We start from the raw sequence: 26525 nt of genomic DNA, 5'->3' as shown, positions 1-26525 counted from the left end.
CGGCATTGAGAAAGTATGCTAAACAAGAGGTTACAGACGTAAAAATTACATCGGGAACAGTTTCTGTGCTTACTACACTCATTTATCGAAGCCAGTTAAATTCATCCTGTAAATCTATTCAGCTTAGCGCTCTGGTCAAGAAAGCCAGACATCGCAATGCGTTGCTGAACATCACCGGGATTTTGCTGTTCAACGGACATGACATTCTGCAAATTCTGGAAGGCGCTGAAGAGAACGTCGTTAAGCTGTTTCATCGGATCCGTGACGATAAACGACACAATGATGTGGTTGAGCTGATGCGGGACTACGGCCCGCGCAGACGCTTCGAAAATGTCGGTATGTTGCTTTTTGACCTGCGTATTGAATCCCCCAGTGCCGTGCTGGAATCGGTCCTGCATTACAGCAAACTGGAAAGTTATCTGGCATCTGATGATCGGGTGTTTAAATTTATCCAGTCGTTTATTACCCGGAAAAAAACCTCGCATTCAGGCGCTGCGTTAACTGCCGATAAATGGACGCTGGCAAAAGAAAAAACCCGTTTTAGCGAAAGTGTAGGCGTGCCGATAGCGAATCAGTTTTGCCAGTTTGCGTTGCAACCCATTGTCGAACCCGGCGAAGGTAAAATCTCCTCACTTGAAGCCCTGATCCGCAGCAATGACGGCGGTAGCCCCGAGCATTTCTTCAGGGCTCTCGATCAGGATAAAGTCTATGAAGTGGACCTTCAGACCAAGGCGTATGCGTTCGCGCTGGCCGAAAAAATTGGCATTGGTGGCCATAAAATCGCGGTTAACCTTCTGCCTATGTCGCTGGTGAATGTCCCTGGTGCGGTGGAGTTTTTGGTGGATCAAATCAAGCTTCACGGACTCCAGCCCGAGCAGGTGGTTATCGAGGTCACGGAAAATGAGATGATCTCCGGCTTTAATCAGTTTAACAGTGCCATTAAACAGCTGCGTGCCGAAGGTATTGGCCTGGCAATTGATGATTTTGGCTCCGGCTATGCCGGGCTTTCTCTGTTGACCCGGTTCCAGCCGGACAAGATCAAGATTGACCGGGAGATCGTCAGCAATATTCATTTAAGCGGGCCGAAACAGGCGATTGTAAAATCGATTGTCAGTTGCTGTACCGACATGGAAATTTCGCTGGTGGCGGAAGGGATTGAGAAGATAGAAGAGTGGTGCTGGCTTGAGTCAGCCGGTATCCGTCGTTTCCAGGGATTCTTGTTTGCGCGACCACAGCTTAATGGTGTCGGCGATATTCACTGGCCGCGGGTTGCCTGCTAATTTCTTAGCTAACAAACAGATTAATTTCGGTCACTAAAATAAATGCTTTTTCCGCACGAAATTATCACTAAATAATTGATATTAAACAGAGTGGCGATGTGGTGACTTTAGTTAATAATGCAATAATTTTAATTAAATAATGTTATGAAAAAGCCGATAACCATAGGTAATCTCTATCCCTAAGGTATCTGTCCATGTCGTTGAAAAAATCGTCCCTCATAATCCTGTTCTCCTTGCTGTTTTTCTTTGTTGCCAGCACGTTCACCAGCGTCGGGCTCATCATTAAAAGTAATAACTCGCTGGATGATGTGAACAAAGAAATCCAGGTCGTGTTATCCATTATTGACCCCATCAACCATAGCCGTACGTTGCGCGTAAGGGTTATGGAGTACGTGAAAATGGTGGAAGCAGGGGATTCAGCCGATCAGGCTGAGAAGCTGTCCTCTGTTAAAGCGGCGCTGGAAAAAGCCGATAGCGCCTTTGCCGCCTTTATGGCTGCACCGCGTCTGCAAGATGAAGCCCCGCTGGTCAGCGCGTATCAGGATGCCTGGCAAAACTATCGTAATCAGGGGCTGGAGCCGCTGATTAACGCCGCACAAGCGCATGATGTGCCGAAATTCAATGCACTCATCACTGCGGTTTCTCAGCTCGACCGTAAATACGAAATTGTGCTCGATCAGGTGCTGTCGGTTCACCAGAAATACGCCAAAAACCTGAACGAAGATGCGCGCAGCAATTTTGTTTCGGGTCTATGGCTTATCGCCACGTTTGCTATTCTGTTTGTGGCGGTAATTATTGCGGTCAGCCTGCTGATGAAACGCGTTATTTTTGCCCCAGTAAACCTGGCCCGCGAGCACTGTAGCCAGATTGCCGCCGGGGAGCTGACTCAGCCTGTGCCGGTGAAAGCCAACTCCAGCAATGAGATCGACAACCTGATGGGCTCGATGGAGCAGATGCGTCTCGCGCTGCTTGATACCATCTCTCAGGTTCGCGATGCCAGCCATACGGTAACCCATGCCGCGCAGGAAATTGCCTCCGGGAATATCGACCTGGCTTCACGTACCGAACAGCAAGCTTCCGCCCTGACCCAGACCGCTGCCAGCATGGAAGAGCTGAGCGCGACCGTGGCCAATAACACTGAAAACGTCAATCAGGCAGGCAAGCTGGTGCAGGACGCGGTGAAAAACGCCCATACCGGCGAAGCCGTCACGCGTGAAGTTATCGAAACGATGAACACCATCGCGGCCAATTCAAAACGTATTGAAGATATTACCAGCGTCATTAACAGCATCGCTTTCCAGACCAACATCCTGGCGCTGAATGCGGCGGTTGAAGCGGCGCGCGCCGGAACGCAGGGGCGTGGATTTGCGGTTGTCGCCAGTGAAGTCCGTACGCTTGCCCAGAAGAGCGCGGTTGCCGCGAAGGATATCGAAAGCTTGATTGCCCAGTCAGTTGCCAGCGTCAAAAATGGCGCAGAGCTGGTGAACCGCTCAGGTGAAGTGATCGACTCGATTATCACGTCGGTGAATAAAGTGAATACGCTGATGGAGCAGATCTCCGTGGCTTCTGAAGAGCAGAGCCGGGGTATTGGCCAGGTGGGCCAGGCCGTGACCGAGATGGATGGCGTCACGCAGCAAAACGCCGCGCTGGTACAGGAATCCGCCGCCGCGGCGGCGTCTCTGGAAGAACAAGCGCAACATCTGTCACACAGCATTTCAAGCTTTAGCCTGCCTGCGCGGGCGTAACTCTCCTGTCGGGGGGAGCAATCCCCCTGAACACACCCTCAGATATTTTTTCCATTTTTTTAGCAATATTCTTCTCGCTGATTCGTCTACCTCATCACAAGCCATAATCAGTTACTGTAATGAGGTAAAAACAATGAGAGATTTTGATATGCACACAAGAGGCCACGGGCGCGGTTTTGGTCGTCATCGTATGGGCAAAGCCCTGGTGATTGGCGCGGTGCTGTTTGTGGTGCTTGGCCTGCTGGTGATGTCCCTGTGGAACGCGCTTCTGCCAGCCATTCTGGGTGTTAAAACCATTGGATTCTGGCAGGCGCTGGGATTACTGGTTCTGTGCCGTATTCTGTTTGGTGGCCTTGGTTTTCGCCCGGGGATGTTTGGTGCGCATCGCCGGATGCACGAGCGCTGGATGAAAATGACGCCTGAGCAGCGTGAAGCCTTTATCCAGCAACGTCGCGACGGTTTTGGCCGCCACGGCCACTGCGGCTGGCGCGGGCATCGTGAAGACAAACGAGATGACAGCGCGGCAAAAGCGCCGGAAGCCGAGTGAGTGAGATGAAAACCGGGATGGCAGGCGAATCAATGCTGGTGTCGGCGCTCAATGCCTGTCGTGCCCGATTGAAAGCCTTTATTCGCGGGCGAAGTACCGTACGTGATGATGCCGACGATATTGTGCAGGAAGTGACTTACCAGCTGATGAACGTTGAACAGCCGGTCGAGAACGTCGCCGCATGGATGTTTCGTGCGGCGCGCAATGAAATGACCGACAGGGCGCGCAAGAAACGGGAATTACCACTTTCCGGCTATTTCACGGCCGATGACGACGGGGATTTCGCCGAAGATGAGATTGCAGAAACGCTCTTTGGCGTGCCGAATACACCGGAAGAGGAGTACCTAAAAATGCTGCTGTGGGAAGAACTTGGGCAGGCATTGTCTGAACTGCCGCCGCTTCAGCGAGAAGTATTCGAAAAAACGGAGCTTCAGGGCTATAGCATGAAAGCGCTAGCGGAGGAGTCGGGGGTCAGCGTACAGACGCTTTTATCCCGCAAACATAAAGCCATGCAGTATCTGCGTACCCGGCTGCGGGATATTTATGATGCCCTGACTGGGGAGTGAATGCGTCAGAGAAAATGGATCGTTATTTCGTTATTTACGGCGTTCAGACGTTAAGGTTTCGTTAATTAATAGGCGCAATACTGACAAGGTTAATCCCTGACAGAATGGCTGAATGATGAACGAACAATTACGCAATGCACTTCCGCACCAGGACACGCCTTTTTTCCGGGTGCTACATATTATTGTGGCCATATTGGTTTTGTTCCAGATAGTGAATTCAAACCTAACCGAAAGCGAGGCGCTGAGCGGTTTTTCACTGACCGGTATCGTCACATGGTTCCATGTTATATCCGGTCTGGCGCTGATTGTTCTTGGTATCATTATGCTGGGCTGGATGCTGAAGCAGCGAGGGTTTCGTTACTATTTCGCCTGGCTGGCCCTTGATTTTAAAGGAGTAATTGAAGACGTTAAGGTGCTTTTTTTATTCCGTCTTCCTGAAGCTCATGCTGGCGGGATTGCGGCCTTAATTCAGGGGCTTGGCGTGCTGGCACTGCTGGGCGTTGCCCTATGTGGTGGACTCTGGTTTGCACTTAATTCCTTTTACGGGCCGTCATCAGCGCTGGCAGAAAGCGTGCTGCATTTTCATAAATTCCTGACGGTATTTATTGAGACTTATTTCTGGGCGCACGGTGCGATGGGGCTGATTCATATATTTCTCACTGTTCGCAGCCAAAGGAAAAATTCTGTTACCGGGTAAAGCGTCTATGTTGATTATACTTATTCAATCATTTTCAACTATCCGCAGTGCACTTTGCCTGAATACAGGAAACCAGAAATATGCATCCTGAACGACACAGTATCGAAAGCGTTGGATGGCTAAGGGCTGCTGTTCTGGGGGCCAATGACGGCATTGTGTCGACGGCGAGTCTGGTTCTGGGCGTCGCGTCGGCAAATACGGCCCCCTCCGGGGTTTTACTGGCCGGGGTAGCAGGCCTGGTTGCAGGCGCGATGTCGATGGCCACCGGGGAATATGTTTCAGTGTCATCGCAGTCAGACACAGAGGACGCAGCACTCGCGCAGGAAAGAAGGGAGCTGGAAACTGATTATCACGGAGAAGTGCAGGAGCTGACCGCACTGTATATACAACGTGGTCTGGAGCCAGGGCTCGCCCGCCAGGTTGCGGAGCAGCTCATGGTAAAAGATGCGCTGGATGCTCATGCCCGGGAAGAGCTCGGGCTGACCGGGACAAATGCCGCCCAACCGCTTCAGGCCGCGCTCTTTTCAGCACTGAGTTTTTCCGCCGGTGCGGTGCTGCCGGTAATTGTGGCATGGCTTGCTCCGGCAAAGCTGGTTTATTTGTCTATTATTCTTTCCACCCTTTTTTCACTGGCAGCACTTGGCTATATTTCTTCGATTGTCAGTAAAGCGTCTCCCGTCAAACCCATCATCCGTATTACCTTCTGGAGCGCCATGGCAATGGCGGTATCGATAGGCATTGGTCATTTCGCCGGGCAGGCGCTGCTATAAAATTTCTTTCAATTTCAACCTCACACTTCCATTATGGTGGGTTGATTCCGTCGCACTTTTACGGAACAGTACGCGCTGGATAACCCTAAGCTAAAGGGGTCTACGGCGGCCCCCGATAAAGCCGGAGATGAGAATGAAGAAATTACTGTTACTTTCAGTGCTGGCGATTTCCGGGCTGGCACACGCAACAGATGCCGTTCCTGACGTGGTGAAGAACTTCAGTGAGCAGCAAGGTATTAAAATCATTAATAAAATAGATGCACCTGGCGGGGCACCCGGCTGGCTGGGGCAATATCAGGACATGGGCGTCACGCTTTTTTTAACGCCGGACGGTAAGCATGTGATCTCTGGTTATCTTTATGATGATAAAGGAAAAAATCTGAGTGAAGAATACTTCCAGAAGGAAATCTACATTCCGCTGGGCAAAGAGATGTGGAAAACGCTCAACGCGGCGCATCCGCTGAAAGAGGGCGCCGATACCGCCCCGCGTAAGGTGTTCGTCTTTGCCGATCCGTTCTGTCCGTATTGCAAGGCGTTCTGGTCCGAGGCTCAGCCCTGGGTGAAAGCGGGCAAGGTCCAGCTGAATACACTGCTGGTGGCGTTTCTCAATCCGAACAGTGGGCGTAATGCCTCCGCCATTCTCAATGCGGAAGATCCTGTCAGCGCCTGGCGGGACTATGAGCTTTCCGGAGGTAAAACGCTGCCGAAAACACAAGGCGATACCTCGCACGCGACCTTTAATATCCTGCAACAGCATCAGAAGCTTATGGACTCGCTGGGGGCCAATGCCACGCCAGCCATTTATTATCTGAATGCAAAAAATGAGCTTCAGCAAGTGGTCGGGATGCCAGACGAAAAACAACTGCTGGAGATGTTTGGGCCGAAACCCCAGTAACCCAACTGCCGGTCTTGTTTTTTAGATATTTGGTGAGTGCAGGTAAACAGGCAGAAACCCCCGGTTTCTGCCTGATGGATTAACTTCCCCAGCGGGTTCTGAGGTAGCTGACCGCGTCCTGGGTCTGAGGCTGGTTGAGATAATCCTCCCTGAAGAGGATCGTACCGCTGACGTTAGGCAAAGACTCGTTCAAATCGAGCTGTTTTTTCAGCTCCGGTACACCGCCATTCACCGTCCAGTCCGGCTCATTTCTGGATGGTTCGCCCACTTTATAGAATGCGATACCGATGTACAGACGCGTATGGGTAGGTTTGACGACCTCAGCCCACCATTTCGTCAGCACATCATAGCGTGCCGCGCTGCGGGAGAACGGCCAGTAAATCTGTGGCGCGATGTAATCCAGCAAACCTTGCTGCACCCAAAGACGGGTGTCAGCGTAAGACTCATCATAAGCGGCGGCCCCACGGGTGTCTGAACCCGCCGGATCGAACGAACGGTTACGCCACACCCCGGCAGGGCTAACGCCAAACGCGACATCAGGTTTCTGCTGTTTGATGGCTTTAGACACCTGCGCAATCAACTGCTGCGTATTGTGTCTGCGCCAGTCTGCTTTGGAAGCAAAACCCTGGCCATATTGCCGGAAGGTCTGGCTGTCATTCAGCGCGGAACCCGGTGTTTCGGTGTAGAAATAGTCATCGAATTGCACGCCGTCTATCGCGTAGTTTGCGACAACTTCAGCCACCACCGCAGTTATCCAGTCGCGCACCGCCGGGATGCCCGGGTCGAGCACAAAGCGATCGCCGGCCGTCCGGATCCAGTCAGGATGCAGCACAAACACGCTCGCGGGGCTTTGTGATGACGTTCTGTTGAGTGCAGCGATGGTAGACGGTTTGGTGTTGGTTGAAACCCGGTACGGGTTAAACCAGGCGTGGACTTTCATTCCGCGTTTATGCGCTTCATCAAGCATAAATTGCAGCGGATCGTAACCGGGGTATTCGCCAATATTACCGGTCATCATATCGGACCAGGGGAGGATTTTAGATGCCCAAAGCGCAGTGCTGTCAGGTTTAACCTGGAAAAACACCGTGTTGATACCGAGGCTTTTCAGCTTATCCAGCTTGTCTTTGAGCGCCTGCTTTTGCATATCAATGCGTCGGTCTGCGCTGCTGACATTTACCGATGCCACCGGCGGCCAGTCCAGACGTGAAACGGTGGCCAGCCAGATGCCGCGCATCGGCTCGTTTGCCTGCTGACCCGGTTTACTCACCGGAGGAAGGGGAGTCACGAGCGATTTTGGTGGTTTTGAGGAGCAACTAACAAGTAAAAGTGCGCAGCCAATAAGCGCACCAATCCGTTTTACGTGTAGCGACATTTACGTTTTAGCTCTTAGTAATCCGACTATTTGCCCAAGGGTTAAAGGCGAGAACATCCGGTTCTTCGGTGGCATCATCACTGAGAGAATCGAGATACAGGGCTTCAACTTCTGCGCGCGCCCAGGGCGTTCTGCGCAGAAATTTTAAACTCGATTTGACACTTGGATCGTTTTTAAAACAGTTGATGTTGATGATTTTGCTCAACTCATTCCAGCCGTAGCGGGCAACCAGTGCATTGACTTGCATTTCTAGCGTTACGCCATGCAAAGGGTCTTTAGAGGTGTGTGCAGTCATGTTGTCTCATATATACGGGTAGGGATGAACGATAAAAGGTTACAAGAAAGCTGGGAAAGCGGCAATGAAATGGCGTATTAAATATAAGCGCTCTCAGCGATGAGAAAGTTTTTGTTGGTCACTCATGGTTGTGAATCACCAGAACCGCATCTTATGGAGTAAGAATGAAAATCGGAGCTGTTCAGATAGCAAAAACGGTAGGGTATGGCTCAGGAGTTGTACAGTACGGTTGGTAATATTTCATTTAACATAATATACATTATGCGCACTGGCATGAGGTCAGGAAGAATCCAGTGTTTATCCGACCTGATATCAGTCATCGTCATTTACCGTGGTTTAGATTACAAGGCCCTGATTGCTTCATGCTTTTGTGTTATCGAAACCTGAACAAAAAAGAAAATACTCAAAGGTATTGTCCTTTCACGCTTATCAGCTTGCCGAGGTATCTCTATGTTCAATCCTCAGGAAGATAATATTGCTGTATTCATGACAACCTTACGGGTACGCAAACCGTTTGATTTTGGCAACCATCTTGATCCCTACATTGTGGTGATTGCGACGGATAAAAAAGACAACGCAATCCGGATGAATGCCAGCCATTTCGCTTTCCCCGGTGCCAAAGTCTACCAACAGATAATTACTCCTGATAACGCCTTGCTGCTTTACGGCCCTGAAAACCCAGGGGAATTTCTCGCTATGAGCATCATGCTACTGGACTCCGATGCGGATATTCAGGATGCCGGAAAGCAGCTTGAAGAAGTCATCAACACCAGTGCAACTGCCGCCAACGTCGTAGCCCGACTCACCGCTAACCCAACCGCCATGGTGGCGACTGCGCTGGCGGAAGAAGTCCTTCGAGGCATTGCTAACATTATGCAGCAAAATAAAGACGACCCAATTATGTTTGTGCATGACAGTTGGCTACAAGGTCTGACACCGCCATACGGGATTAATCAGTATAAATTACATGCCAGTGACAGTGCCGAAATCAGCCTGCGCGTTTCCCCGATCATGAAGCAATCTCAGCAAAATGTGGTGACTATTGCGCATATTGAGGTGGATAAATGAACGAAATAACATTAGTTAGCGGTGTACACATCCCTCGACAGCATTCCTCAGGCCTGAAGATAGGCGCAAACCTGCCTGTATTTTCAGGCAGGTTGCTGGTTCAGCCCCCTGCACTTTTACTGAGCCGGCTGTGCAGCCTGAGCACGTTTTTGGATATCGAGGTCGCGACCTTTTGCGAAAAGTCCGTGGGTAAAGACTTCATCACTGCATCCAGTGCCTGCGGCACATGGTTGATAAATTCCTGCATAATCTCGGTCATCTGGTTTTCAGGAAACCTGACGGCCCTGGCTGTTGCCATAAAGTGTCTCGGATAGATCTTGTCGATATCGTTTTTACGGCCTTTTGAGGCATTCAGGCTCATGGCCAGTTTCAGATCGCTGATGTGGATCCCGGCACCGCCCAGCACAGGAAACGCTGAAATGATGTCGTAGAACGGGGTCAGTCGATAGCTTCCGCCAGGCTGGATGAATATTGAGAAGTTCTTGGCATGTCCATCGGTTGCGCCTGTTATCCACTGAAATAGCTGGAATTTCATGAAATTATAACGATCGGTAAGCGCTTCGCTGGAACCCAGTAAAAATGCCATGATATGTGGAATACCGGGGCCGCCATCAGACTCATACTTCACGGACGAAGGAAGCCCAAAAGTCTGGCACATATCTTCCTGCGGTAAGCGCAATAAAACAGATCGGCTTGCGTTCCATCGGCGGTCAAAACGCTCGACGGCAAGTGCCCGCACCCTGCCCGCTCTGATGATTTCCGCATTCGGCACGTCAATTCCCAGCGCTCTGGCCAGCTGCAAACAGAAGTATTCATTATCCACACTATCGCTCAAATCCAGCGTGGCATTGGGCTGTTTTATCTCGCCAATCGGCAGCTTGATGATATGGGTGGTGGGTGTGATACCTTTCGGAATACACCAGTCGTCACCGGCTTTAAGGAGTGCCGTTTTTTCCTGAGCGCCAGCAACGGAAATGCGGAAATCATTTTCCTCATTGATCATCCCCAGCGGAATGTCTGACTGATAAGCCGTGAGCACCTTCTCGAGCTTCTCTTCGCTCAGTGTCTCCCACGTCATTTCCGGTGTCGTGCTGTTTTCATTAGCGGGTAATAACGTCACCGCGCCGACGCTGTCACGCCCTACCTCTGCCAGTAAATCAAAGGGTTGCCTGGAACGTGCATGGTAGCGCTTAACAATACGATCCCTGACCGCCGGGCTATCCGGCAGCAAGTTGTCGAAGAAATTGAACACCGCATCGGAGGTAATTTCGCCATATTGTAGCGGAAGCGATAACGACAATGGCCGGGCATACCGGTTCAGTAGCCATTCATTGGCGTATTTAAACGTATGTGCCCCGTTGGTCAGTTTTGTCAGTTCGCCGACCCGTTCGTTATTCATCCACGTCACTAATTTTGGCATTACCAGTCCAGGCCCTGTTGGATGTTATTGTCTGACCCCGACGCCGCATCGTCTTTTTCATACAACGCCATAGTCATTCCAAGGGATTGCAAGATCCTGAAGAACGTTGTCAGCGTGGTGTTATCCGGGTTGTTTTCAAAATTCGAGATGGTGGCCTGCTTAATGCCGATTCTTTTGGCCAGGTCGCTTTGCGTCCAGTTATTTTTCTGACGCACCAGTCTCATGGTATTCGCCAGCTGGACAGGACTATAAATCATTGGTGGTTTCATCTGTTCACGCCCGTGGTTTATCCCCTTGAAGGGATATTGCCAGTATTATCCCTTGCAAGGGATATTGTCAATATTTTATCCCCTTCAAGGGATAGCACGGTTTTTATCCCTTATCGGGGATAAAACAACCCGCTCTTCTCACTTTGCCGTTTGATACAATCAAAGAGGTCGTGGTTATCGTTCATAAGTGTCGTTAACATCCTGCGTGGTGTCTGTGGCCGTTACCTGCACATCATGTAAAACCAGGCCATTCACTCCGGATATTTTGCCGAACTCACTGGCGTCTATCACAACGGATGCCAGCGTTAACGCCGAGACTGGACGGTCGGGATAGCCCTCAATAAAGAAGGCGCGGGAAAACACGCTACTTTCTGAGCGGCGCGCAGAGATATTCTCCAGTGTCAGATTGCTGACGTGAGTCAGGCCAGCCTCCCCCTGAACATCGTCCGCCAGTTTGCGCCAGTGGTCGGGTTTATCCGTAAGATCCCCTCGCTCGCCATAACTGTATTGTGCAAACCAGTTCAGCTGGATCATCACCGGGAAACGCACATCCACGAGTTGCAAATGGCGAACCTTGATATCGCGAATAAAGCCGCCGCGGTTACGGGCAGACTTAATGCGAAACCCCACGCCCGTGCCATTAAAGCGATTATGTTCAATCAACACCCGTTCAATCCCGCCAGAGGTTTCACTGCCAAGGGTAATACCGGAACCACTGTTCAGCGTACAGTCACGAATGACAATATCCCGTGCGCTGCGGGCTTTTGACGCCGCCTCCTGTCCCCGGCCCGCTTTGATACAAATATTGTCGTCATTACAGGAGACGACACAGCGCTCCACCCGTACCTTTTCGCAGGAATCGATATCAATACCGTCGGTGCTTGGACCTGCAGAATTACTAATCTGAACGCTGTCGAGCGTAATATGCCGTGAATAGCAGAGATGCACATTCCAGAAGCCCGACTCGCGGCTGGTGAAGTCACGCAGCGCGATGCGCTCGCTTTCATACACCAGAATATTGCGCGGTCGCTGGCAGTCATAATCCACCACCCAGCGCAGGCCTCTGGCGCTGTAATCGCCCAACATGCCACTGCGCTCGTCATCTCCCCAGAAGCGTTGCCACCAGACAAGCCCCTGCCCGTCGATGGTGCCGCCGCCGGTGATACTGACATCATGGCAATCAAAAATATTGATAATCGCCGCCGGCCAGCGCATATCAATGCCCGCCACTCTGGTATCAATCAGCGGATAGTCATCCAGACTCTGACTACCAAGAAGCTGGGCGCCAGCCTCCAGGCGTAGGGTCATCCCACTTTTCAGGAAAAGGGATCCGGTAAGGAAACGGCCTGCCGGGATCACCAGAGTATCATTATGGCCCGTCTCGGCAATTGCCCGCTGAATGGCGGCCGTTGATACCTGTCGCCCGCTGGGATCTGCCCCAAAATCACACACATTACGTTCCGTCATGTTCTTTCCTGATTCGGATAAAAATCATGAGTATACGTAGCCGCCACAGGCATAACCTTTTTGTCACCGACACCCCACGGTGAAAGCTGGCAAAAATACGGAAATGATTTCAAAGAAAGGAACGGTGAACACGAGGCCCGGTCAGAAAGCGAGTTCAGGCACCAGAGCATCTTTACTGTGCATACACGCCTTCCATGCTCGCCCCGGGTCGCCGTTATCTAAAATTGTGGATGTTCTGTATTCAACAACGCGTACCCGCTGGGTGGTGAATTCCTCATCCGGCGGAAGAGCATATTTCACTGTCGTCCAGCGACTGTGGGTTGATTTCCCCTTAGCCACCAGGTCGATCGTTTTCTCTTTGACCTCTTCCGAACACTGATGCGCAGCCGTATCAACCCGCTGGTATTTCTTTTCCTGGGGGGAGAGATACCCCTGAGACGAGCAACTCACCACGGCAAAACAAGCCAGGGTTGCTACACACATCTTCTGAAACATGGTCTGTTCCTTAAGCGTAAAATCTGCTCACCGTTTTTGGCAGTTTCCACCTAAGCGTAGTCACGCTATCCTGAATTTTCATGTCCATAGCGGAGCATATTATGCCAACACTGCATCTTCTTTGCGGGAAAATCGCCAGTGGAAAATCCACGCTGGCCGCGAGCCTGAGCGAAACGCCTGGTACGGTGGTGATAAGTGAGGACACCTGGCTTGCGGCGCTTTATGCCGACCAGATGACAAGCGTGGCAGACTATGTCCGTTGCGCGGGGAAATTACGCCTGGCACTCACTCCGCATCTTGTGGCGTTACTGAAGGCGGAAGTCTCAGTGGTGCTCGATTTCCCGGCAAACACGGTGGCTAACCGCCAGTGGATGATGACGGTTATCCGTGAATCCGGGGCTCCACATCAGCTGCATTTTCTGGATGTGGCAGACGATATCTGTAAAGCGCGGCTGCGCGCCAGAAATGCCTCTGGCGAGCATGATTTTGCGGCCACCGATGAGCAATTCGACCTGATCACCCGTTACTTTGTCGCCCCGGAAGAACAGGAAGGATTCAACATCATTCGTTATCAGGATTAGCCGTCGTAATCACGGAAACGCCCTTTTCCCTGACTGCCTTCATCCAGGCCTTATCGGTGTCGCTTTCCACCACGACGGTGTTGATAAGCGACAGGTCGCCAATCACAAAAGACGATGCGGTATTAATTTTCTCGGGCGAAGCCAGAACGATGGTTTCTGCCGCTCTGCCGGAAAATGCACGTTTGATGCACGCTTCTTCATAATCGCCCGTCGTCAGGCCAGCTTCCGGGTGAATACCGGTGACGCCCATAAAGAACAGATCGGCATGAATGTTACCAATGCCCTCAATGGCTGCGGCACCCACGGTAACAATCGAGTGCTTATACAGGCGCCCGCCAATCAGAATAACCTCAATACATGGATGATCGACCAGACCCAGCGCAATTCCCGGGCTATGTGTCACCACGGTAATGCGCAGATCCTGCGGTAAAAAAGTCAGCAGTTCCGCGGTGGTTGTTCCGCCATCCACAATCACCACTTGCCCCGACGAAATCAACTGTGCCCCTTTTCGGGCGACACTCTTTTTAGAGTCAATTTTCAGTGTCTTACGTTCAGCAAACGGCGCAATCGCGGTGGAAGATGGCAATGCACCACCGTGAACACGTTGCAGGCGCCCTTCTGCGGCCAGCTCGCGCAGGTCGCGGCGGATGGTATCTTCGGATACATCAAAATGGAGGCTCAGTTCCCTTGAGAGAACCTGTCCCTCCGCACCGAGTTTTTCAAGGATCAATTGCTTTCGCTGGCTGGTTAGCATCGTCTTTTTCCTGATGTTGCACGTTTTATCTTGAAAATGCGCGTTTATGCTGATTATGATAACAGCTCAACGCGAGGAGATACAATCGTGCAGACCAAACATGCAGAAATACGCATTATCGAAACAAAAACGTTGTCCGATAACTGGTACATCCTGAAAAAATACACATTTGACCTGCAACGCCACGACGGTGAATGGCAAAGACAGCAGCGCGAAGTCTATGACCGGGGAAATGGCGCCACGATCCTGCTCTACAACCGCGATAAAAAAACGGTGATCCTGACCCGCCAGTTCCGCTTCCCGGTGTTTATCAACGGACATAATGGCTATCTGATTGAATCTGCGGCAGGGCTTCTGGACAACATGGATCCTGAAAGCAGAATCAAAGCCGAAGCAGAGGAAGAGACCGGCTTTCGTGTATCCAGCGTGCAGAAGATTTTCGAGGCGTACATGAGCCCGGGCTCAGTTACTGAAAAACTCTATTTCTATCTTGCTGAGTATCAGCCCCGCGACCGGGCAAGTGCTGGTGGCGGTATAAAGGCAGAAGGTGAAGATATCGAAGTGCTGGAGCTGACGCTTGAAGAGGCGTTACACGGAATCGAAACCGGGCTTATCGTCGATGGTAAAACCATTATGCTGCTCTACCACATTGCCCTGAAAGGCATTTTATAACATCGCGATCGACAGATACCTGCCGCCGCGCAGGTATCTGCCTATGCTATTCTTGCTGAAGAATAAAACAGGAGATGCACAAATGGCCGACTGGAACCCTTCGCTTTATCTGCAATACGGAGCAGAACGCACACGCCCCGCCGCTGAGCTGCTCGCCAGAGTCCCCCTTGACGATGTCACGGCAATCGTTGATCTCGGTTGCGGGCCGGGCAATAGCACGGCGCTGTTAAAACAACGCTGGCCCACGGCCGACATTACCGGCGTGGATAATTCGCCAGCAATGCTGGAAGAAGCACGTAATGCGCTGCCAGAGTGTCATTTTGTTGAATCCGATATCCGCCAATACAAACCCGGTCATCCACTTAACCTGATTTACGCCAATGCCTCTTTGCAGTGGATCCCTGACCATTACACACTGTTACCGCATCTTGTTTCGCTACTGCGTTTAAACGGTGTCCTGGCGATTCAGATGCCTGACAACTGGCTTGAGCCGACGCACGTCTCGATGCGCGAAGTGGCGTACGAACAAGGTTACCCTGACCGTGGCCGTGAACCCTTACCGGGTGTACATGCGTATTACGATATTTTGAGCGATGCCGGGTGTGAGGTGGATATCTGGCGTACAACCTACTTTCACAAAATGAGTTCGCACCAGGCGATTATTGACTGGGTGAGCGCCACCGGGTTGCGTCCGTGGTTGCAGGAGTTAAACGAGAGTGAGCAGAAGAATTTCCTGAAGCGTTACCATCAGCTGCTGGAAGAGCAGTATCCGCTCCAGGAGAACGGGCAGATACTGCTGGCTTTTCCGCGACTGTTTATTGTCGCTAAACGTGTGCCCTGAGGCGTTTATCAGAACTGATAAACGACGCCTACAGCAACAACATCGTCGGTGTTGATCCCGGCTTCACGGGTAAATTTATCTTCATCGACGAGGTTAACCATATAATCAACAAATACATTAATGTTTTTGTTGAAGTTATACGTTGCACCGAAATCAACATATTTGATCAGATCTTCGTCACCATAAGTATTTCCTGTGGCTGCTTTGCCCAGGTTTTTACCTTTCAGGACGTCATACGCCACAAATGGTTGCAGACCGAAATCAAATTGATAACCCGCGTAAAATTCCATGATTTGCGATTTATTCGCATAACCATAGGCGCTATCGCTGGAATGCGAACCAAAGCGTGATGCGTTATATGCCTGGGTAAACATAGCGGCCAGATAGATATTATTGGCATCATATTTAATTGCACCGGAATAAGCTTCCGCGCGTTTACCCTGCCCCATAATACCGCTGGTGTTATTTTGCTCGTTAGAGCGGTCAGCACTCATCATGGAACCGGCAATGCTGAAACCAGCGCCGATATCATAAGTAATAGATGCGCCAAAACCATCACCATTCTGACGTAACACGTCGCGCACGCCAGGTTCGCCGCCACCGTCATTTTTACCCTGATATTGCAGAGCAAAATCCAGACCATCTACGGCACCGAAGAAATCGGTATTACGGTAGGTCAGCAGGCCGTTGGCACGGCTAAACATGAACTGGTCTGAGCCATAGGTCATGCCATCGAACTCAGGCTGCATGTCGGTATAACCAAGAGAATCGTACAGCACGCCCTTGTTACGGCCGTAATCGATGGAGCCGTAATCTTTCACCTTCAGGCCAGCAAACGCGTAACGAGTACGTGGGTTGTTGCTTTCTGATTCTGCACCGTTAGCATTAATATGCATCTGCCACTGGCCATAGCCGGTGATTTGATCGTTAACCTGGGTTTCACCACGGAAACCAAGACGCATGTAGGTCTGGTCGCCATTCCAGTCGCTGCTGTCATTATCGGAGAAATAATGTTCGGCAGAAACTAAACCATACAGATCCAGTTTATTACCGTCTTTATTATAAATTTCGGCTGCGTGTGCGGTTGTCGCGAGCAGCGCTGCGCCAATCAGCACGCTCAGTTGATTAATTTTCATTTTATATACCCTGTCATATGCCACTTATTATATTTGTTGCAACGCCAAAAGCAGTTGCAGGGCAATATAGTTACCATCGTTGTAAATCTATGTAAAACGATTAAATCATTAGCGCACAAATCGCCAAGAATGAATAAAATAAAACCAATATTTAAAAAGCACATATTGTTAAGGCGTGTCGCTTTAAAAAAAGATATTAAGACGACACGCCATCACTTTATGTTCTGGCTTCTTTCAGCAGTTGCTGAATCACCTGTTCTTGCTTGTCATAATTTCCTTCGCCAAATGAGGTATAACGGAGCTGGCCTTTGGCATCGAAATAGTAATGTGCCGGCCAGTACTGGTTCCCAAATGCGTTCCAGATCTGGTAGTTGTTGTCCGCCACAACGCGGTACGGGAGCTGCCATTTATTCACCGCATCTTTCACCGAGGAGAGCGGTTTCTCCCAGGGATATTCCGGCGTGTGTACCCCAATAACCACCAGGCCCTGAGACTGGTATTTGTTCGCCCAGTCACGGACATATGGCAGCGTATGCTGGCAATTGATGCAATCCCACGTCCAGAAATCGATCAGTACCACCTTCCCTTTTAAGGATTCAGGGGTGACCGGGGCGCCATTTATCCAGCCAGTGCCGCCATTCAACGAAGGCAGGTCGCTACGCGGTGTCTCCTGCACTACAGGCTGTAATTTCGGTTGCGCGGTTGCAGGTTTAGTCAGGTTCAGCAGCGAATTTTCCAGGCTGTCGGCAAGGCCATTCGCCCCTTTTAATGTCGTAGTAAGCCCTGTGGCATTGAACACAACTGTCGCCAGCATCACAACGCCCGCCCCCTGGCGTAACCGTGCCATCAGCGCCGATTTTGCTCTCAGTGGCGCCATCAGCGTGCGACCTCCGGCTGCCAGCAGAGACAGCATCAGAGCGCACCCACCGCCGTACGCAATCAGCAGCGCGCCGGTCGTAATGGACGAATGTCCGGCGATATTAATGCTGAATATCGCGCCCAGAATCGGCCCGGCGCAGGGCGACCAAAGCAGGCCAACCGCAAGCCCGGCCAGAAATGCAGACAACATTCCGCGTGTCCGCGTGCTGCGGTTATTCAGGGCATTCCCTGCGCTGACCGCGGGCCCGGCAATACGCTGGGCGAACTGCGGGAAGATTAACGCCAAAGCCGCAATCGCCAGAACCAACAGCGCGACCCAGCGCCCAACCAGGGTGGCGTTCACAATCCACTCGCTGGCTACCGTCACCAGCATGGCAACCAGAGTGAACATCACGATCATACCGGTAAATAGCGCAAGAAGATGGCGACGTTGTCCCTGAAACCCGGCAAACAGCAGCGGGATCACGGGAAGCGTACATGGGCTGAGCAGGCTTATCATGCCGCCCAGAAAAGCGATAATCAGAAACATAATGACCTCACAGGATAGATTATCTGCGACGTTGCAGTGAGGACATTTCAGCGTGTTGATGTGTTCGGACGATGTGCAAAACAACGCGTTTTGTGAGGCTCTGTATCCCGCTCCCTGTTTGATACAAAGCCGTACAATTAACTGCGGGGTAAAGTGATAACAACGTCCAGCCCGCCTTCCGTGCAGTTGTTCAGTTGCAGTGCGCCATTAAGCTGGGCGGTTAGCTGCGCGGCAATAGCCAGCCCTAATCCGGTGCCGCCGGTATCGCGATTGCGCGACGTTTCGACCCGGTAAAAGGGCTGCAATACGGCTTCCAGCTCGGCTTCAGGAATACCGGGCCCGTTATCACTGATATGAATGACAATATGTTCAGGTTCACGGTCATTAAGGGTAATAACTGCACGATCGCCAAACTTAAGCGCATTATCCAGCAAGTTAGTCATCACACGACGCAAGGCCTGCGGTCGTGTCGTCAGCGGCAGGCGTGTGTCTGTTGCCTGGAACTGCACGTTTTTACCGATATCCTGGTAGTCGCACACGATGCTGTTAATCCAGGCGTTCAGCTCCAGTTTTAACGAGGTTTCTTCCAGAGGTTCTGATGACCGGGCATAGGCAATACCTTCCCGTACCAGGCGCGACATATTATCTAAATCATTTAATAATTTATCACGCAGTTCAGGTTGGTCCGCCATTTCAACGCGCAGCTTCATTCGGGTGATTGGCGTCTGGAGGTCGTGTGAAATCGAGGCCAGAATTTGCGTGCGCTCGCGCAGATAAGCCTGAATACGGGATTGCATGGCATTAAAGGCGTGCGCCGCCCGGTGAACTTCAACCGGCCCCTGCTCCGTCATCGGGGTGTTGGCCGAAGGATCGAGCGTATCAACCGCCCGGGTGAACAGCGAAAATGGCCGCACCACCTGGCGTACCGCAATCCATGAGCACAATGCAACAAGCAGCAGTTGCAGAACCAGCACCACCGGCAGCCAGCTGGCAACCGGTGGCATTCGCGGGATCAGGTCGATCGTGAGCGGTGCGCCGTCGTGCAGTTGCAGATGAGCCTGAATATGCGAAACCGGCCCGGGAACGGCCGTGAAGCGCAGCGGGTATTGGGCAGCAAGCGTATCCGTTAATGTGCGGATCGCATCCTGAGAGCGTTTATCCTGCGGGGCTGCACCTGCCTCTCCCTCACCCAGGATATAACGATAATTGCCGCGTTCGAGCCGGGGCAGCCAGGCCGCGCGTTCGTTCGCCGGCAGCCGGTCGAGGATCGCCACGCTGGTCGCCACATCGTATTCCAGGTTGCCGAGCATCACGGTGCGGGCACTGCGCATTCGCTCATACATAACCAGCGTCAGACTGAGCGAGTTGGCCAGCAAAAGCCCCGCCAGGACAATGATCAACAGACGCGCAAGTAACGAACGCGGCCAGAGTCTCATTCATTGGCCTCTTTGATGGTGACCGGCATCGTAAAGACGTAACCTTCGCTGCGTACGGTTTTGATGTAGGCCGGAGTCCGGGCGTCTTCGTTAAGACGCTGTCGCACACGGCTGACCAGAAGATCGATTGAGCGTTCAAACAGCTCGGCATCGCGTCCCTGGGTCAGATTCAACAGTTGATCCCGCGTCAGCACGCGCTGGGGGTGGTCAAGGAACACGCGTAATAGCCGGTATTCCGCCCCGCTTAGCGCCACTATCATGCCTTCGTTATCAATCAAATGGCGGGCAACGGTGTCCAGTTGCCATTCACCGAACGCCACTAACCGTCCGGCCTCCGTGACCTGTAGATTGGGCGGCATGGTCCGGAAACGGCGCAAAATGGCTTTGATCCGCGCCAGCAACTCTCGGGCAACGAAGGGCTTCACCACATAGTCGTCCGCCCCCATTTCCAGCCCGAGGATGCGGTCGGTATCTTCGTTGCGCGCGGTCAGCATTAGAATTGGCAGATCTTTATGCTTACTGCTGCGCAACTGGCGGCAAAGCGTGAGCCCGTCATCGCCGGGCATCATCACATCCAGTACCAACAAATCGACATGCTGTTTATCCAGAATCACACGCATCTCTTTGCCGTTGGCGGCACCAGACGCGTGATAACCAGACTTCACAAGATAATCGACGATTAACTCACGAATATCCCTGTCGTCATCGACGACAAGGATATGATCAATATGCTCCACCGAACGCTCCTGAATGAAGGGTAACGTATTGAAAATAGCACATTTCAGAGCTTGTCCGCGTCGACAACCGCTTTCACGAAATCTTGCGGATCTTCCTGCGGAGGATTGTGACCAACGGTTGCCCCAAAGGTACGGTGTTCATATTTGCCGGTAAATTTACTGGCGTACGCTTCAGGTGCCGGATGTGGCGCGCCGTTGTTACCGCCTTCAATGGTGATGGTCGGTACACTGATGGTCGGTAATGTCGCCAGTTTTTGTTCGTAGCTGTCGTATTTGTGTTCGCCTTTTTCCAGACCCAAGCGCCAGCGGTAGTTACTGAGGGTGACGGCAACGTGGTCAGGGTTGTCCAGTGATTTGGCGCTGGCATTAAATGTGGCATCGCTAAATTTCCAGTCAGGTGAAGCCTGAGACCAGATTAAACGGGCGAAGTCGTGGGTGTTTTTGGCATAACCCTGCGCACCGCGCTCGGTTGCAAAGTAAAACTGATACCACCATTGCAGCTCGGCTTTCGGTGGCAGCGGCTGTTTGCCGACGGCCTGGCTGCCAATCAGATAACCACTAACGGAAACCAGCGATTTCACGCGTTCGGGCCACAGTGCGGCCACGATATCTGCGGTGCGAGCACCCCAGTCGTAACCAGCGAAAACAGCCTGTTTGATATTCAGCGCGTCCATCAGATTCACAATGTCTTTTGCCAGGGCGGAAGGTTGGCCGTTACGCGGCGTTTTGTCTGACAGAAAACGTGTTGTGCCATAACCACGCAACGAAGGCACAATGACCCGATAACCTTTCGCCGCCAGCGCCGGCGCAACATCGGCATAACTGTGAAGGTCGTAAGGCCAGCCGTGCAACAGGATAACGGGCTGGCCATCTTTCGGGCCGATATCCACATAACCCACGTTCAGATCGCCTGCGTTAATCTGATGAACCTGGTTAAACGCGGCGGTGTAATCTTTGCCGGTGACTTCGGCCTGGCAGGACATCACGGTGCCAAGTGAAACGGTCAATGCTAATGCTGAGGAAGTGAATTGAGTAAACATGTTGGTATCTCCGTTTGAGTAAGTTTGACGGGGATATCACAACAAATTTATGTATAGCGGATGTGTGCAGAAGCGGCTTTTTTGCAAGCCTGTGTATGTATCTCAACATCAGATACAGTGTGATACAAACACAGGCTAATTCTATGGTACGTTACAGTGAAATACGGTAGCGAACATAGTCATCGGCTTCGCCGAAACGGTCATACAGTTTCCGCGCTGGGTTGTTCTGGCGTGTTACCCAGTAGAGTTTTGACCATCCTTCGCGCTTACCCTCTTCCATCAGCGCATCGATCAGCGCCTGGCCGGTTCCGGCGCCACGCAGCGCGGCATCCACAAACAGATCTTCGAGATAGCAAATGGGTGCCGTCGACCATGTGCCTTCGTGCAGGACACACATTGCAAACCCAATCACGCGCCCTTCGCTTTCAGCCACCCGGCAAAACATCGATGAGTGCGGGTTCAGTGCCCGTTCCCAGGTGGATGCGGTGACCGACTCATCCAGTACACAGTCATAAAAATGCGTGTAACCGTCCCAGAGCGGACGCCACTGCGGATAATCTTCTGCACGTAAAGCTCTTACTGTTACTGCCATGTTTTCCTCACTTTACAAATCCATAGCCATTTCAAAACAGCGTAACTCCGCACCGGCCATGCGGGAAAGATGACGACTTTCCCTGAGCGTGACGAAGCCATGCTTTTGGTAAAAGGTGTGCGCGTTTGGCGTTGACGAGAGGCTTATACGTGCCATTCCGCGCGCTCTGGCCTCTGAGATCAGGGCATGGATAATCTGTGTTGCCAGCCCTTTTCCTGATGCCGCAGGCAAGGTGAATATCGCCTCGACGCTCTGGGTTTCCAGGTCCAGATATCCCGTGGCCACAATTTGCCCGTTGTCATCCTCAACCACATAAAACGGGTTAGCCACCACCATGTGTCGGTACTGTTCTGGCATCACTTCCGGCGTCCAGCGTGCGATCACGTCCGCATCGTAACTTGATTTACAGCCAAAACGGATCGCCTGATTGCGAATGTTCCAGAGTATTTCAGCCTCTTTCGGCTCTGCCTGTCTTAACGTCATTGCGCCCCCTGCAAAGAGTAGTAGTGAATGAAACACAGCACGCCATGATGGAATGTGGTAAAGATGAAAATACCAGAAGGCAAACAAAAGCATAACGCTTAAAAAAGGAGATCAACGGATGACGACACCCACGTTAAAGACGGAACGTTTACTGCTGAAACCGCTGACGGCGGAAGATGCGCCGCAAATCCAGTGGCTCTATCCGCGCTGGGAAATTGTGCGTTATATGGTGGCCACGGTCCCCTGGCCTTACCCGGATGACGGCGCGGAAAATTACGTAAACAATGTTGCCTTGCCGGATGTGGAGAAAGGCGTGGCCTGGTTCTGGACGCTTCGCCGCCAGGAAGCCCCTGGCGAGCTGATAGGGCTTATCTGCCTGTATGACGTCGAAGATAACAACCGTGGCTTTTGGCTGGCTCCAGAGTGGCAAGGTCAGGGTTATATGCGTGAAGCCAGCATTGCCGCAACGGATTTCTGGTTTAACACCCTGAATAAACCGGTGCTGCGGGCGCCGAAAGCGGCGGAAAACAGCCGCTCTCAGCGAATTTCTGCCAGTAGCGGCATGAGACTTATCAGAACAGAAAAGAAAGAGTACGTCAGCGGCCTGCTGGACTCTGAGCTGTGGGAGATCACCCGCGACGAGTGGAATGCCCGTCACGTCAGCTGATAGTGCTTATCCGGCAGCAGTCTTTCTGGTATCGCCTCTTCATCGTTCATCTGTAACAGATCACGTTCCATCGCGTTACAGATGGCGTCTAACGGCAAATCGTTGTCTTCGGTGCCAAACGGATCTTCCAGCTCTTCTGCCAGCGTATCCAGCGAGATAAAAGTGTATGAAATCAGCGCGGATACGAACGGAGTCATATAGTGCAGGTCCACAACCAGCGCGAACGGCAGCATAATGCAGAACAGGTACACCGTGCGGTGCAAAATAAGCGTATAGGCAAACGGCACCGGTGTGGTGGCGATACGCTCGCAGCCGGAAAGCACAACCGACATGTCGTTGAGACGGTTATTCAGGCTGTGGAACAGAATGTCGGAAAGCTGCCCTTCCCGGCGCCTTACGGCAAGCCATTCCCCCATCAACAGCAGAATGCGGTTCGCCGGAGAACTGGAATCCATGACCCGACGCAGATTGTCAGCGGACATATAACCTGCGAGCTGCTCTGCCTGCGGTTGACGTCGCAGGGTCATCCTTAAACAATGCGCAAAGGCAATTTGCAGGCGGACAAATTCCCCCAGATGCGGATCGTCCGGCAAGGTGTTTTTTACCTCGCGAAACAGCGAGCGTGCCGCTATCATCAGTTGCCCCCAAAGCAGGCGAGCCTCTACATAGCGTGAATAACAGGCATTATTTTTGAAACCCAGAAATATGGCGATGGCCACACCCAGGATACTGAATGGCGCAACGGTGAATTTGATGCCAAGCGAGGTATACCACGGCAGCATCAGGATCACGGCGATGGAAAGCAGGAAGTTAAGAAACAACCGGGTGTAGATTTTAGGCAGTACAGAGCCATGCCAGACAAAAATAAGACGCAGCCAGTGCTGTTGAGGACGAACAATCATAGTCAGCTTCAGAAAGGTAAAGAGCGCGGCTATTAAACGTGATCCCCTTCACGGTTGCAAGCATGTTAATAGAACATTGCTTTTCCTGTACTGATTAGCCCAGGCCGCACGGTGCTGAAGTTTGTTTTTTAAAAAGGCAGTAAATAGTATGTTGTAACTAATAATTTATTCAAATAAAGGGGAAAGCCCAAACGTGCTGTTCCCCCCTCGTGTCTGTCCGCTCAGAATAAGCGCATTTCAGGCCTTAGCAGAGCGGTTTGACCGCGTCACGCATCCCCTGATGCAGAATGGCATCCAGATCCAGCGTAACTTGTTCTACCAATCCGCTAACCTGAGTGAGATCTTGCTCCCAGTGTTCGCTGACGCTGAGTACAGATTTCACCAGTTCACTGGTGCTGATCTGTTTGTCGTGATGCTGAATCCACAGTTGTTGATAGCGTTCCAGCCAGTGAGCATCGTCCTGAACCGGGTAGCTTTCTCCCTGACGTTCAGCGCGGTAAAACGCAATCAGTGCCGCCAGAGCAAACGTCAGACGCGCAGGCAATTTACCGGTGACTTTCTGCCCTGCCAGCAGCTGCGGAAGAATACGGGTACGGAATTTCGTCATGCCGTTCAGCGCGATAGACAGCAGCTGGTGCTTGATGTATGGGTTACGGAAACGCCCGGTTACCGCGCTGGCGAAGGATTCCAGCTCATCACGCGGCAGATCCAGCACCGGAATGATCTCTTCGTAAATGGCTTTTTCAACAAACGCACACACTTCAGCGTCGTTCATTGCTTCACCCACCGTATCCAGACCGGCCTGGAATGCAACCGGAACCAGCGCCGTGTGAGCACCGTTCAGGATAGCGACCTTACGCTCTTTGTACGGTTTGATGTCGTCAACAATCAGTACGTTAAGCGGCAGTTTGTCCAGACGCAGTTCGCTGGCAAGTGATTTAGGACCCTGAATAACAAACAGATAGAAGTGCTCAGCAGTATCAAGGAAACCATCGTGATAACCCAGTTGCGCTTCCAGTGCGGCCACTTCATCACGCGGATAGCCGGTAACAATACGGTCAACCAGCGTGGAGCAGAAGCTGTTTGCATCATTCAACCATTGGGTAAATGCCGCCGGTAACGCCCACTCTTGCGCATAGCGCAGTACCAGTTCACGCAAAGCTTCACCGTTGTAATCAATCAATTCACACGGAATGATGATCCAGCCTTTATCCGCCGCACCGTTAAAGTGGCTGAAACGTTCGAACAGCAAACGCGTCAGCTTCGCCGGATAGCTCACGGCCGGAGCATCGTCGAACTTGTCGTCCGCATGGTAGCTGATGCCTGCTTCCGTGGTGTTAGAGAACACAAAACGCATGTCCGGGTTATGTGCCAGCTTCAGAAACTCATCGTACTGGTCGTAAACGCTGATTTCGCGGTTAACAGAGCGGATAAGACGCGCATCGCTAACGGCTTCGCCCTGCTCGTTCAGGCCACGAATAATGGTGGTGTACAGGCCATCCTGAGTGCTCAGTGACGGCGGAAAATCGCTCTTGATTGGGCGGACAATGACCACGCCAGAGTTAAGATCGGTATGTTCGTTAAGCAGGTCGATTTGCCAGTCTACGAAGGCGCGCAGGAAGTTGCCTTCACCAAACTGAATGATACGTTCTGGGTAGAGAGCACCGGGGAAATCACGACGGTTGAGTGTGTTCACAATGGGGTCCTTTTTTGATTAGTCATACAGCCTGATAAGATTGGTGTAATAACTTATCAAAACTTTTCGACCATGACCCCTGTTTTGATCAATTCATGAAGCAATTGTGAAAAATAATCACAAGAATTTATAGAACACCGAAGTCGCCGTCATCGCGCCGTCAGGCATTAAGGCATAGCGTGGGATTTCACCCACTTTTTGCCAGCCTGCACGCTGGTAAAACGTCTCTGCGCCGCTACCTGTAGAGGTATCCAGTACCAGTACCGATACGCCATGCTTTCTGGCCTCGGCTTCCAGGGCCTCCATCAGGGCCATCGCTGCGCCCTTACGCCGCGCTTTCTCATGCACCAGTAGTTTTGCGACATCCGCACGGTGAGGCTGGTTTTCAGGTTGATCGGTTATCAGCTGTACCGTACCAATCAGTTCACCCTGCTCATCGGCACAGGCCAGCACGGTGCGCTCCCGGCGGCCAACGCTTTCCGCGACCCCAAGCCAGAATGCGCACGCTTTTTCGTGGGTAAATGGCAGCATAAAGCTGACGGAGGCACCGCCGTTAACGCAGTTTTCGAGAATGTCGGCCAGCGCATCAATATGCGCGAGCACGTCATCCCGGGAGAGAGTGTGGAGAGTCAGTGAGGTTGTCATTGTATATCCTTGTGTTGAGTCCCCTCACTTTGCAATTAACAATAATTTA

The 26525-nt window shown here is 51.8% G+C and carries 29 protein-coding genes; 12 read left to right on the top strand and 17 right to left on the bottom strand.

Annotated elements, in window-relative coordinates; genetic code table 11:
- The first annotated feature begins 65 nt into the window (after positions 1-65).
- The 7 genes from F3J30_RS00890 to dsbG all read left to right on the top strand — a co-directional run bounded on the left by F3J30_RS00890 (position 66) and on the right by dsbG (position 6500).
- A complete protein-coding gene (locus F3J30_RS00890) occupies positions 66-1280 on the top strand; it encodes a diguanylate phosphodiesterase (RefSeq protein ID WP_166715327.1) in 1215 nt (404 codons plus the stop codon).
- Between the two features lie 194 nt (positions 1281-1474).
- On the top strand, positions 1475-3025 hold the full coding sequence (locus F3J30_RS00885; protein ID WP_166715326.1) for a methyl-accepting chemotaxis protein: 1551 nt from the start codon (positions 1475-1477) through the stop codon (positions 3023-3025).
- A 133-nt stretch (positions 3026-3158) separates the two neighbouring features.
- A complete protein-coding gene (locus F3J30_RS00880; protein ID WP_166715325.1) occupies positions 3159-3572 on the top strand; it encodes a hypothetical protein in 414 nt (137 codons plus the stop codon).
- 5 nt (positions 3573-3577) lie between these two features.
- Entirely contained in the window at positions 3578-4138 is a 561-nt protein-coding gene (locus tag F3J30_RS00875; RefSeq protein ID WP_166716678.1) for an RNA polymerase sigma factor, read from the top strand.
- Positions 4139-4253: 115 nt separating this feature from the next.
- Complete coding sequence (locus F3J30_RS00870; RefSeq protein WP_166716677.1) at positions 4254-4835, top strand: cytochrome b/b6 domain-containing protein; 582 nt, start codon at positions 4254-4256, stop codon at positions 4833-4835.
- An 80-nt stretch (positions 4836-4915) separates the two neighbouring features.
- On the top strand, positions 4916-5605 hold the full coding sequence (locus F3J30_RS00865; RefSeq protein WP_166715324.1) for a VIT family protein: 690 nt from the start codon (positions 4916-4918) through the stop codon (positions 5603-5605).
- Positions 5606-5738: 133 nt separating this feature from the next.
- Entirely contained in the window at positions 5739-6500 is a 762-nt protein-coding gene (dsbG, locus tag F3J30_RS00860) for a thiol:disulfide interchange protein DsbG (RefSeq protein ID WP_166715323.1), read from the top strand.
- A 79-nt stretch (positions 6501-6579) separates the two neighbouring features.
- Here the strand turns inward: dsbG and F3J30_RS00855 are convergent, their stop codons facing one another.
- Positions 6580-7872 carry a glycoside hydrolase family 10 protein gene (locus F3J30_RS00855; protein WP_166715322.1) on the bottom strand — a complete coding sequence of 431 codons (1293 nt, stop codon included), beginning with the start codon at positions 7870-7872 and terminating at the stop codon, positions 6580-6582.
- A 7-nt stretch (positions 7873-7879) separates the two neighbouring features.
- Positions 7880-8167 carry a VF530 family protein gene (locus F3J30_RS00850; protein WP_166715321.1) on the bottom strand — a complete coding sequence of 96 codons (288 nt, stop codon included), beginning with the start codon at positions 8165-8167 and terminating at the stop codon, positions 7880-7882.
- A gap of 450 nt (positions 8168-8617) precedes the next feature.
- Between F3J30_RS00850 and F3J30_RS00845 the strand changes: the two genes are divergently transcribed.
- Entirely contained in the window at positions 8618-9235 is a 618-nt protein-coding gene (locus tag F3J30_RS00845) for a hypothetical protein (RefSeq protein WP_166715320.1), read from the top strand.
- Between the two features lie 100 nt (positions 9236-9335).
- Here the strand turns inward: F3J30_RS00845 and F3J30_RS00840 are convergent, their stop codons facing one another.
- The 4 genes from F3J30_RS00840 to F3J30_RS00825 form a co-directional block, all read right to left on the bottom strand.
- A complete protein-coding gene (locus tag F3J30_RS00840; protein ID WP_166715319.1) occupies positions 9336-10655 on the bottom strand; it encodes a type II toxin-antitoxin system HipA family toxin in 1320 nt (439 codons plus the stop codon).
- The gene (hipB, locus tag F3J30_RS00835) at positions 10655-10924 is read right to left on the bottom strand and encodes a type II toxin-antitoxin system antitoxin HipB (RefSeq protein ID WP_014070314.1); all 270 of its coding nucleotides are present in this window, start codon (positions 10922-10924) and stop codon (positions 10655-10657) included. The genes F3J30_RS00840 and hipB overlap by 1 nt, the downstream gene beginning before the upstream one ends.
- A gap of 174 nt (positions 10925-11098) precedes the next feature.
- A complete protein-coding gene (locus tag F3J30_RS00830) occupies positions 11099-12391 on the bottom strand; it encodes a glycosyl hydrolase family 28 protein (protein ID WP_166715318.1) in 1293 nt (430 codons plus the stop codon).
- 141 nt (positions 12392-12532) lie between these two features.
- On the bottom strand, positions 12533-12886 hold the full coding sequence (locus tag F3J30_RS00825; RefSeq protein ID WP_166715317.1) for a hypothetical protein: 354 nt from the start codon (positions 12884-12886) through the stop codon (positions 12533-12535).
- A 101-nt stretch (positions 12887-12987) separates the two neighbouring features.
- On the opposite strand from F3J30_RS00825, the gene F3J30_RS00820 reads away from it, so the two are divergent.
- Complete coding sequence (locus F3J30_RS00820) at positions 12988-13467, top strand: ATP-binding protein (RefSeq protein WP_166715316.1); 480 nt, start codon at positions 12988-12990, stop codon at positions 13465-13467.
- On the opposite strand, the gene F3J30_RS00815 is transcribed toward F3J30_RS00820, so the two are convergent.
- On the bottom strand, positions 13448-14221 hold the full coding sequence (locus F3J30_RS00815) for a DeoR/GlpR family DNA-binding transcription regulator (protein ID WP_166715315.1): 774 nt from the start codon (positions 14219-14221) through the stop codon (positions 13448-13450). The genes F3J30_RS00820 and F3J30_RS00815 overlap by 20 nt on opposite strands.
- Before the next feature lie 87 nt (positions 14222-14308).
- Between F3J30_RS00815 and F3J30_RS00810 the strand changes: the two genes are divergently transcribed.
- Positions 14309-14893, top strand: a complete 585-nt coding sequence (locus F3J30_RS00810; protein WP_166715314.1) for a GDP-mannose pyrophosphatase — start codon at positions 14309-14311, stop codon at positions 14891-14893.
- A gap of 82 nt (positions 14894-14975) precedes the next feature.
- The gene (gene tam, locus F3J30_RS00805; RefSeq protein WP_166715313.1) at positions 14976-15734 is read left to right on the top strand and encodes a trans-aconitate 2-methyltransferase; all 759 of its coding nucleotides are present in this window, start codon (positions 14976-14978) and stop codon (positions 15732-15734) included.
- A gap of 8 nt (positions 15735-15742) precedes the next feature.
- Here the strand turns inward: tam and ompC are convergent, their stop codons facing one another.
- From ompC to F3J30_RS00770, 7 genes are all read right to left on the bottom strand, one after another.
- Complete coding sequence (gene ompC, locus F3J30_RS00800; protein ID WP_014070307.1) at positions 15743-16870, bottom strand: porin OmpC; 1128 nt, start codon at positions 16868-16870, stop codon at positions 15743-15745.
- 217 nt (positions 16871-17087) lie between these two features.
- A complete protein-coding gene (locus F3J30_RS00795; RefSeq protein ID WP_166715312.1) occupies positions 17088-18278 on the bottom strand; it encodes a cytochrome c biogenesis protein/redoxin in 1191 nt (396 codons plus the stop codon).
- 137 nt (positions 18279-18415) lie between these two features.
- A complete protein-coding gene (locus tag F3J30_RS00790) occupies positions 18416-19714 on the bottom strand; it encodes a HAMP domain-containing sensor histidine kinase (protein WP_166715311.1) in 1299 nt (432 codons plus the stop codon).
- Positions 19711-20451 (bottom strand): response regulator, encoded by a 741-nt coding sequence (locus F3J30_RS00785; RefSeq protein ID WP_166715310.1) that lies wholly within the window; start codon positions 20449-20451, stop codon positions 19711-19713. Before F3J30_RS00785 ends, F3J30_RS00790 begins: the two co-directional genes overlap by 4 nt.
- 44 nt (positions 20452-20495) lie before the next feature.
- Entirely contained in the window at positions 20496-21491 is a 996-nt protein-coding gene (locus F3J30_RS00780) for an alpha/beta hydrolase (protein WP_166715309.1), read from the bottom strand.
- Positions 21492-21642: 151 nt separating this feature from the next.
- Complete coding sequence (locus F3J30_RS00775; RefSeq protein WP_014070302.1) at positions 21643-22083, bottom strand: GNAT family N-acetyltransferase; 441 nt, start codon at positions 22081-22083, stop codon at positions 21643-21645.
- A gap of 12 nt (positions 22084-22095) precedes the next feature.
- Positions 22096-22566: a GNAT family N-acetyltransferase gene (locus F3J30_RS00770; RefSeq protein WP_166715308.1), complete on the bottom strand. Its 471-nt coding sequence runs from the start codon at positions 22564-22566 to the stop codon at positions 22096-22098.
- Between the two features lie 118 nt (positions 22567-22684).
- Here F3J30_RS00770 and F3J30_RS00765 point away from each other — a divergent pair, with 118 nt between their 5' ends.
- Positions 22685-23233, top strand: a complete 549-nt coding sequence (locus F3J30_RS00765; protein ID WP_166715307.1) for a GNAT family N-acetyltransferase — start codon at positions 22685-22687, stop codon at positions 23231-23233.
- Here the strand turns inward: F3J30_RS00765 and F3J30_RS00760 are convergent.
- The 3 genes from F3J30_RS00760 to F3J30_RS00750 form a co-directional block, all read right to left on the bottom strand.
- Positions 23221-24135: a bestrophin family protein gene (locus F3J30_RS00760; protein WP_014070299.1), complete on the bottom strand. Its 915-nt coding sequence runs from the start codon at positions 24133-24135 to the stop codon at positions 23221-23223. The two genes, F3J30_RS00765 and F3J30_RS00760, sit on opposite strands and share 13 nt — an antisense overlap.
- 244 nt (positions 24136-24379) lie before the next feature.
- Positions 24380-25831, bottom strand: a complete 1452-nt coding sequence (locus F3J30_RS00755) for a tagaturonate reductase (protein WP_166715306.1) — start codon at positions 25829-25831, stop codon at positions 24380-24382.
- Between the two features lie 117 nt (positions 25832-25948).
- Positions 25949-26476 (bottom strand): GNAT family N-acetyltransferase, encoded by a 528-nt coding sequence (locus tag F3J30_RS00750; RefSeq protein WP_166715305.1) that lies wholly within the window; start codon positions 26474-26476, stop codon positions 25949-25951.
- Between the last annotated feature and the right edge of the window lie 49 nt (positions 26477-26525).

The organism is Enterobacter sp. Tr-810 (assembly GCF_011752765.1).
Classification (GTDB): domain Bacteria; phylum Pseudomonadota; class Gammaproteobacteria; order Enterobacterales; family Enterobacteriaceae; genus Enterobacter; species Enterobacter soli.
Note: the sequence above shows the minus strand (reverse complement) of the source record. Positions and strands in the feature narration are given on the sequence as shown.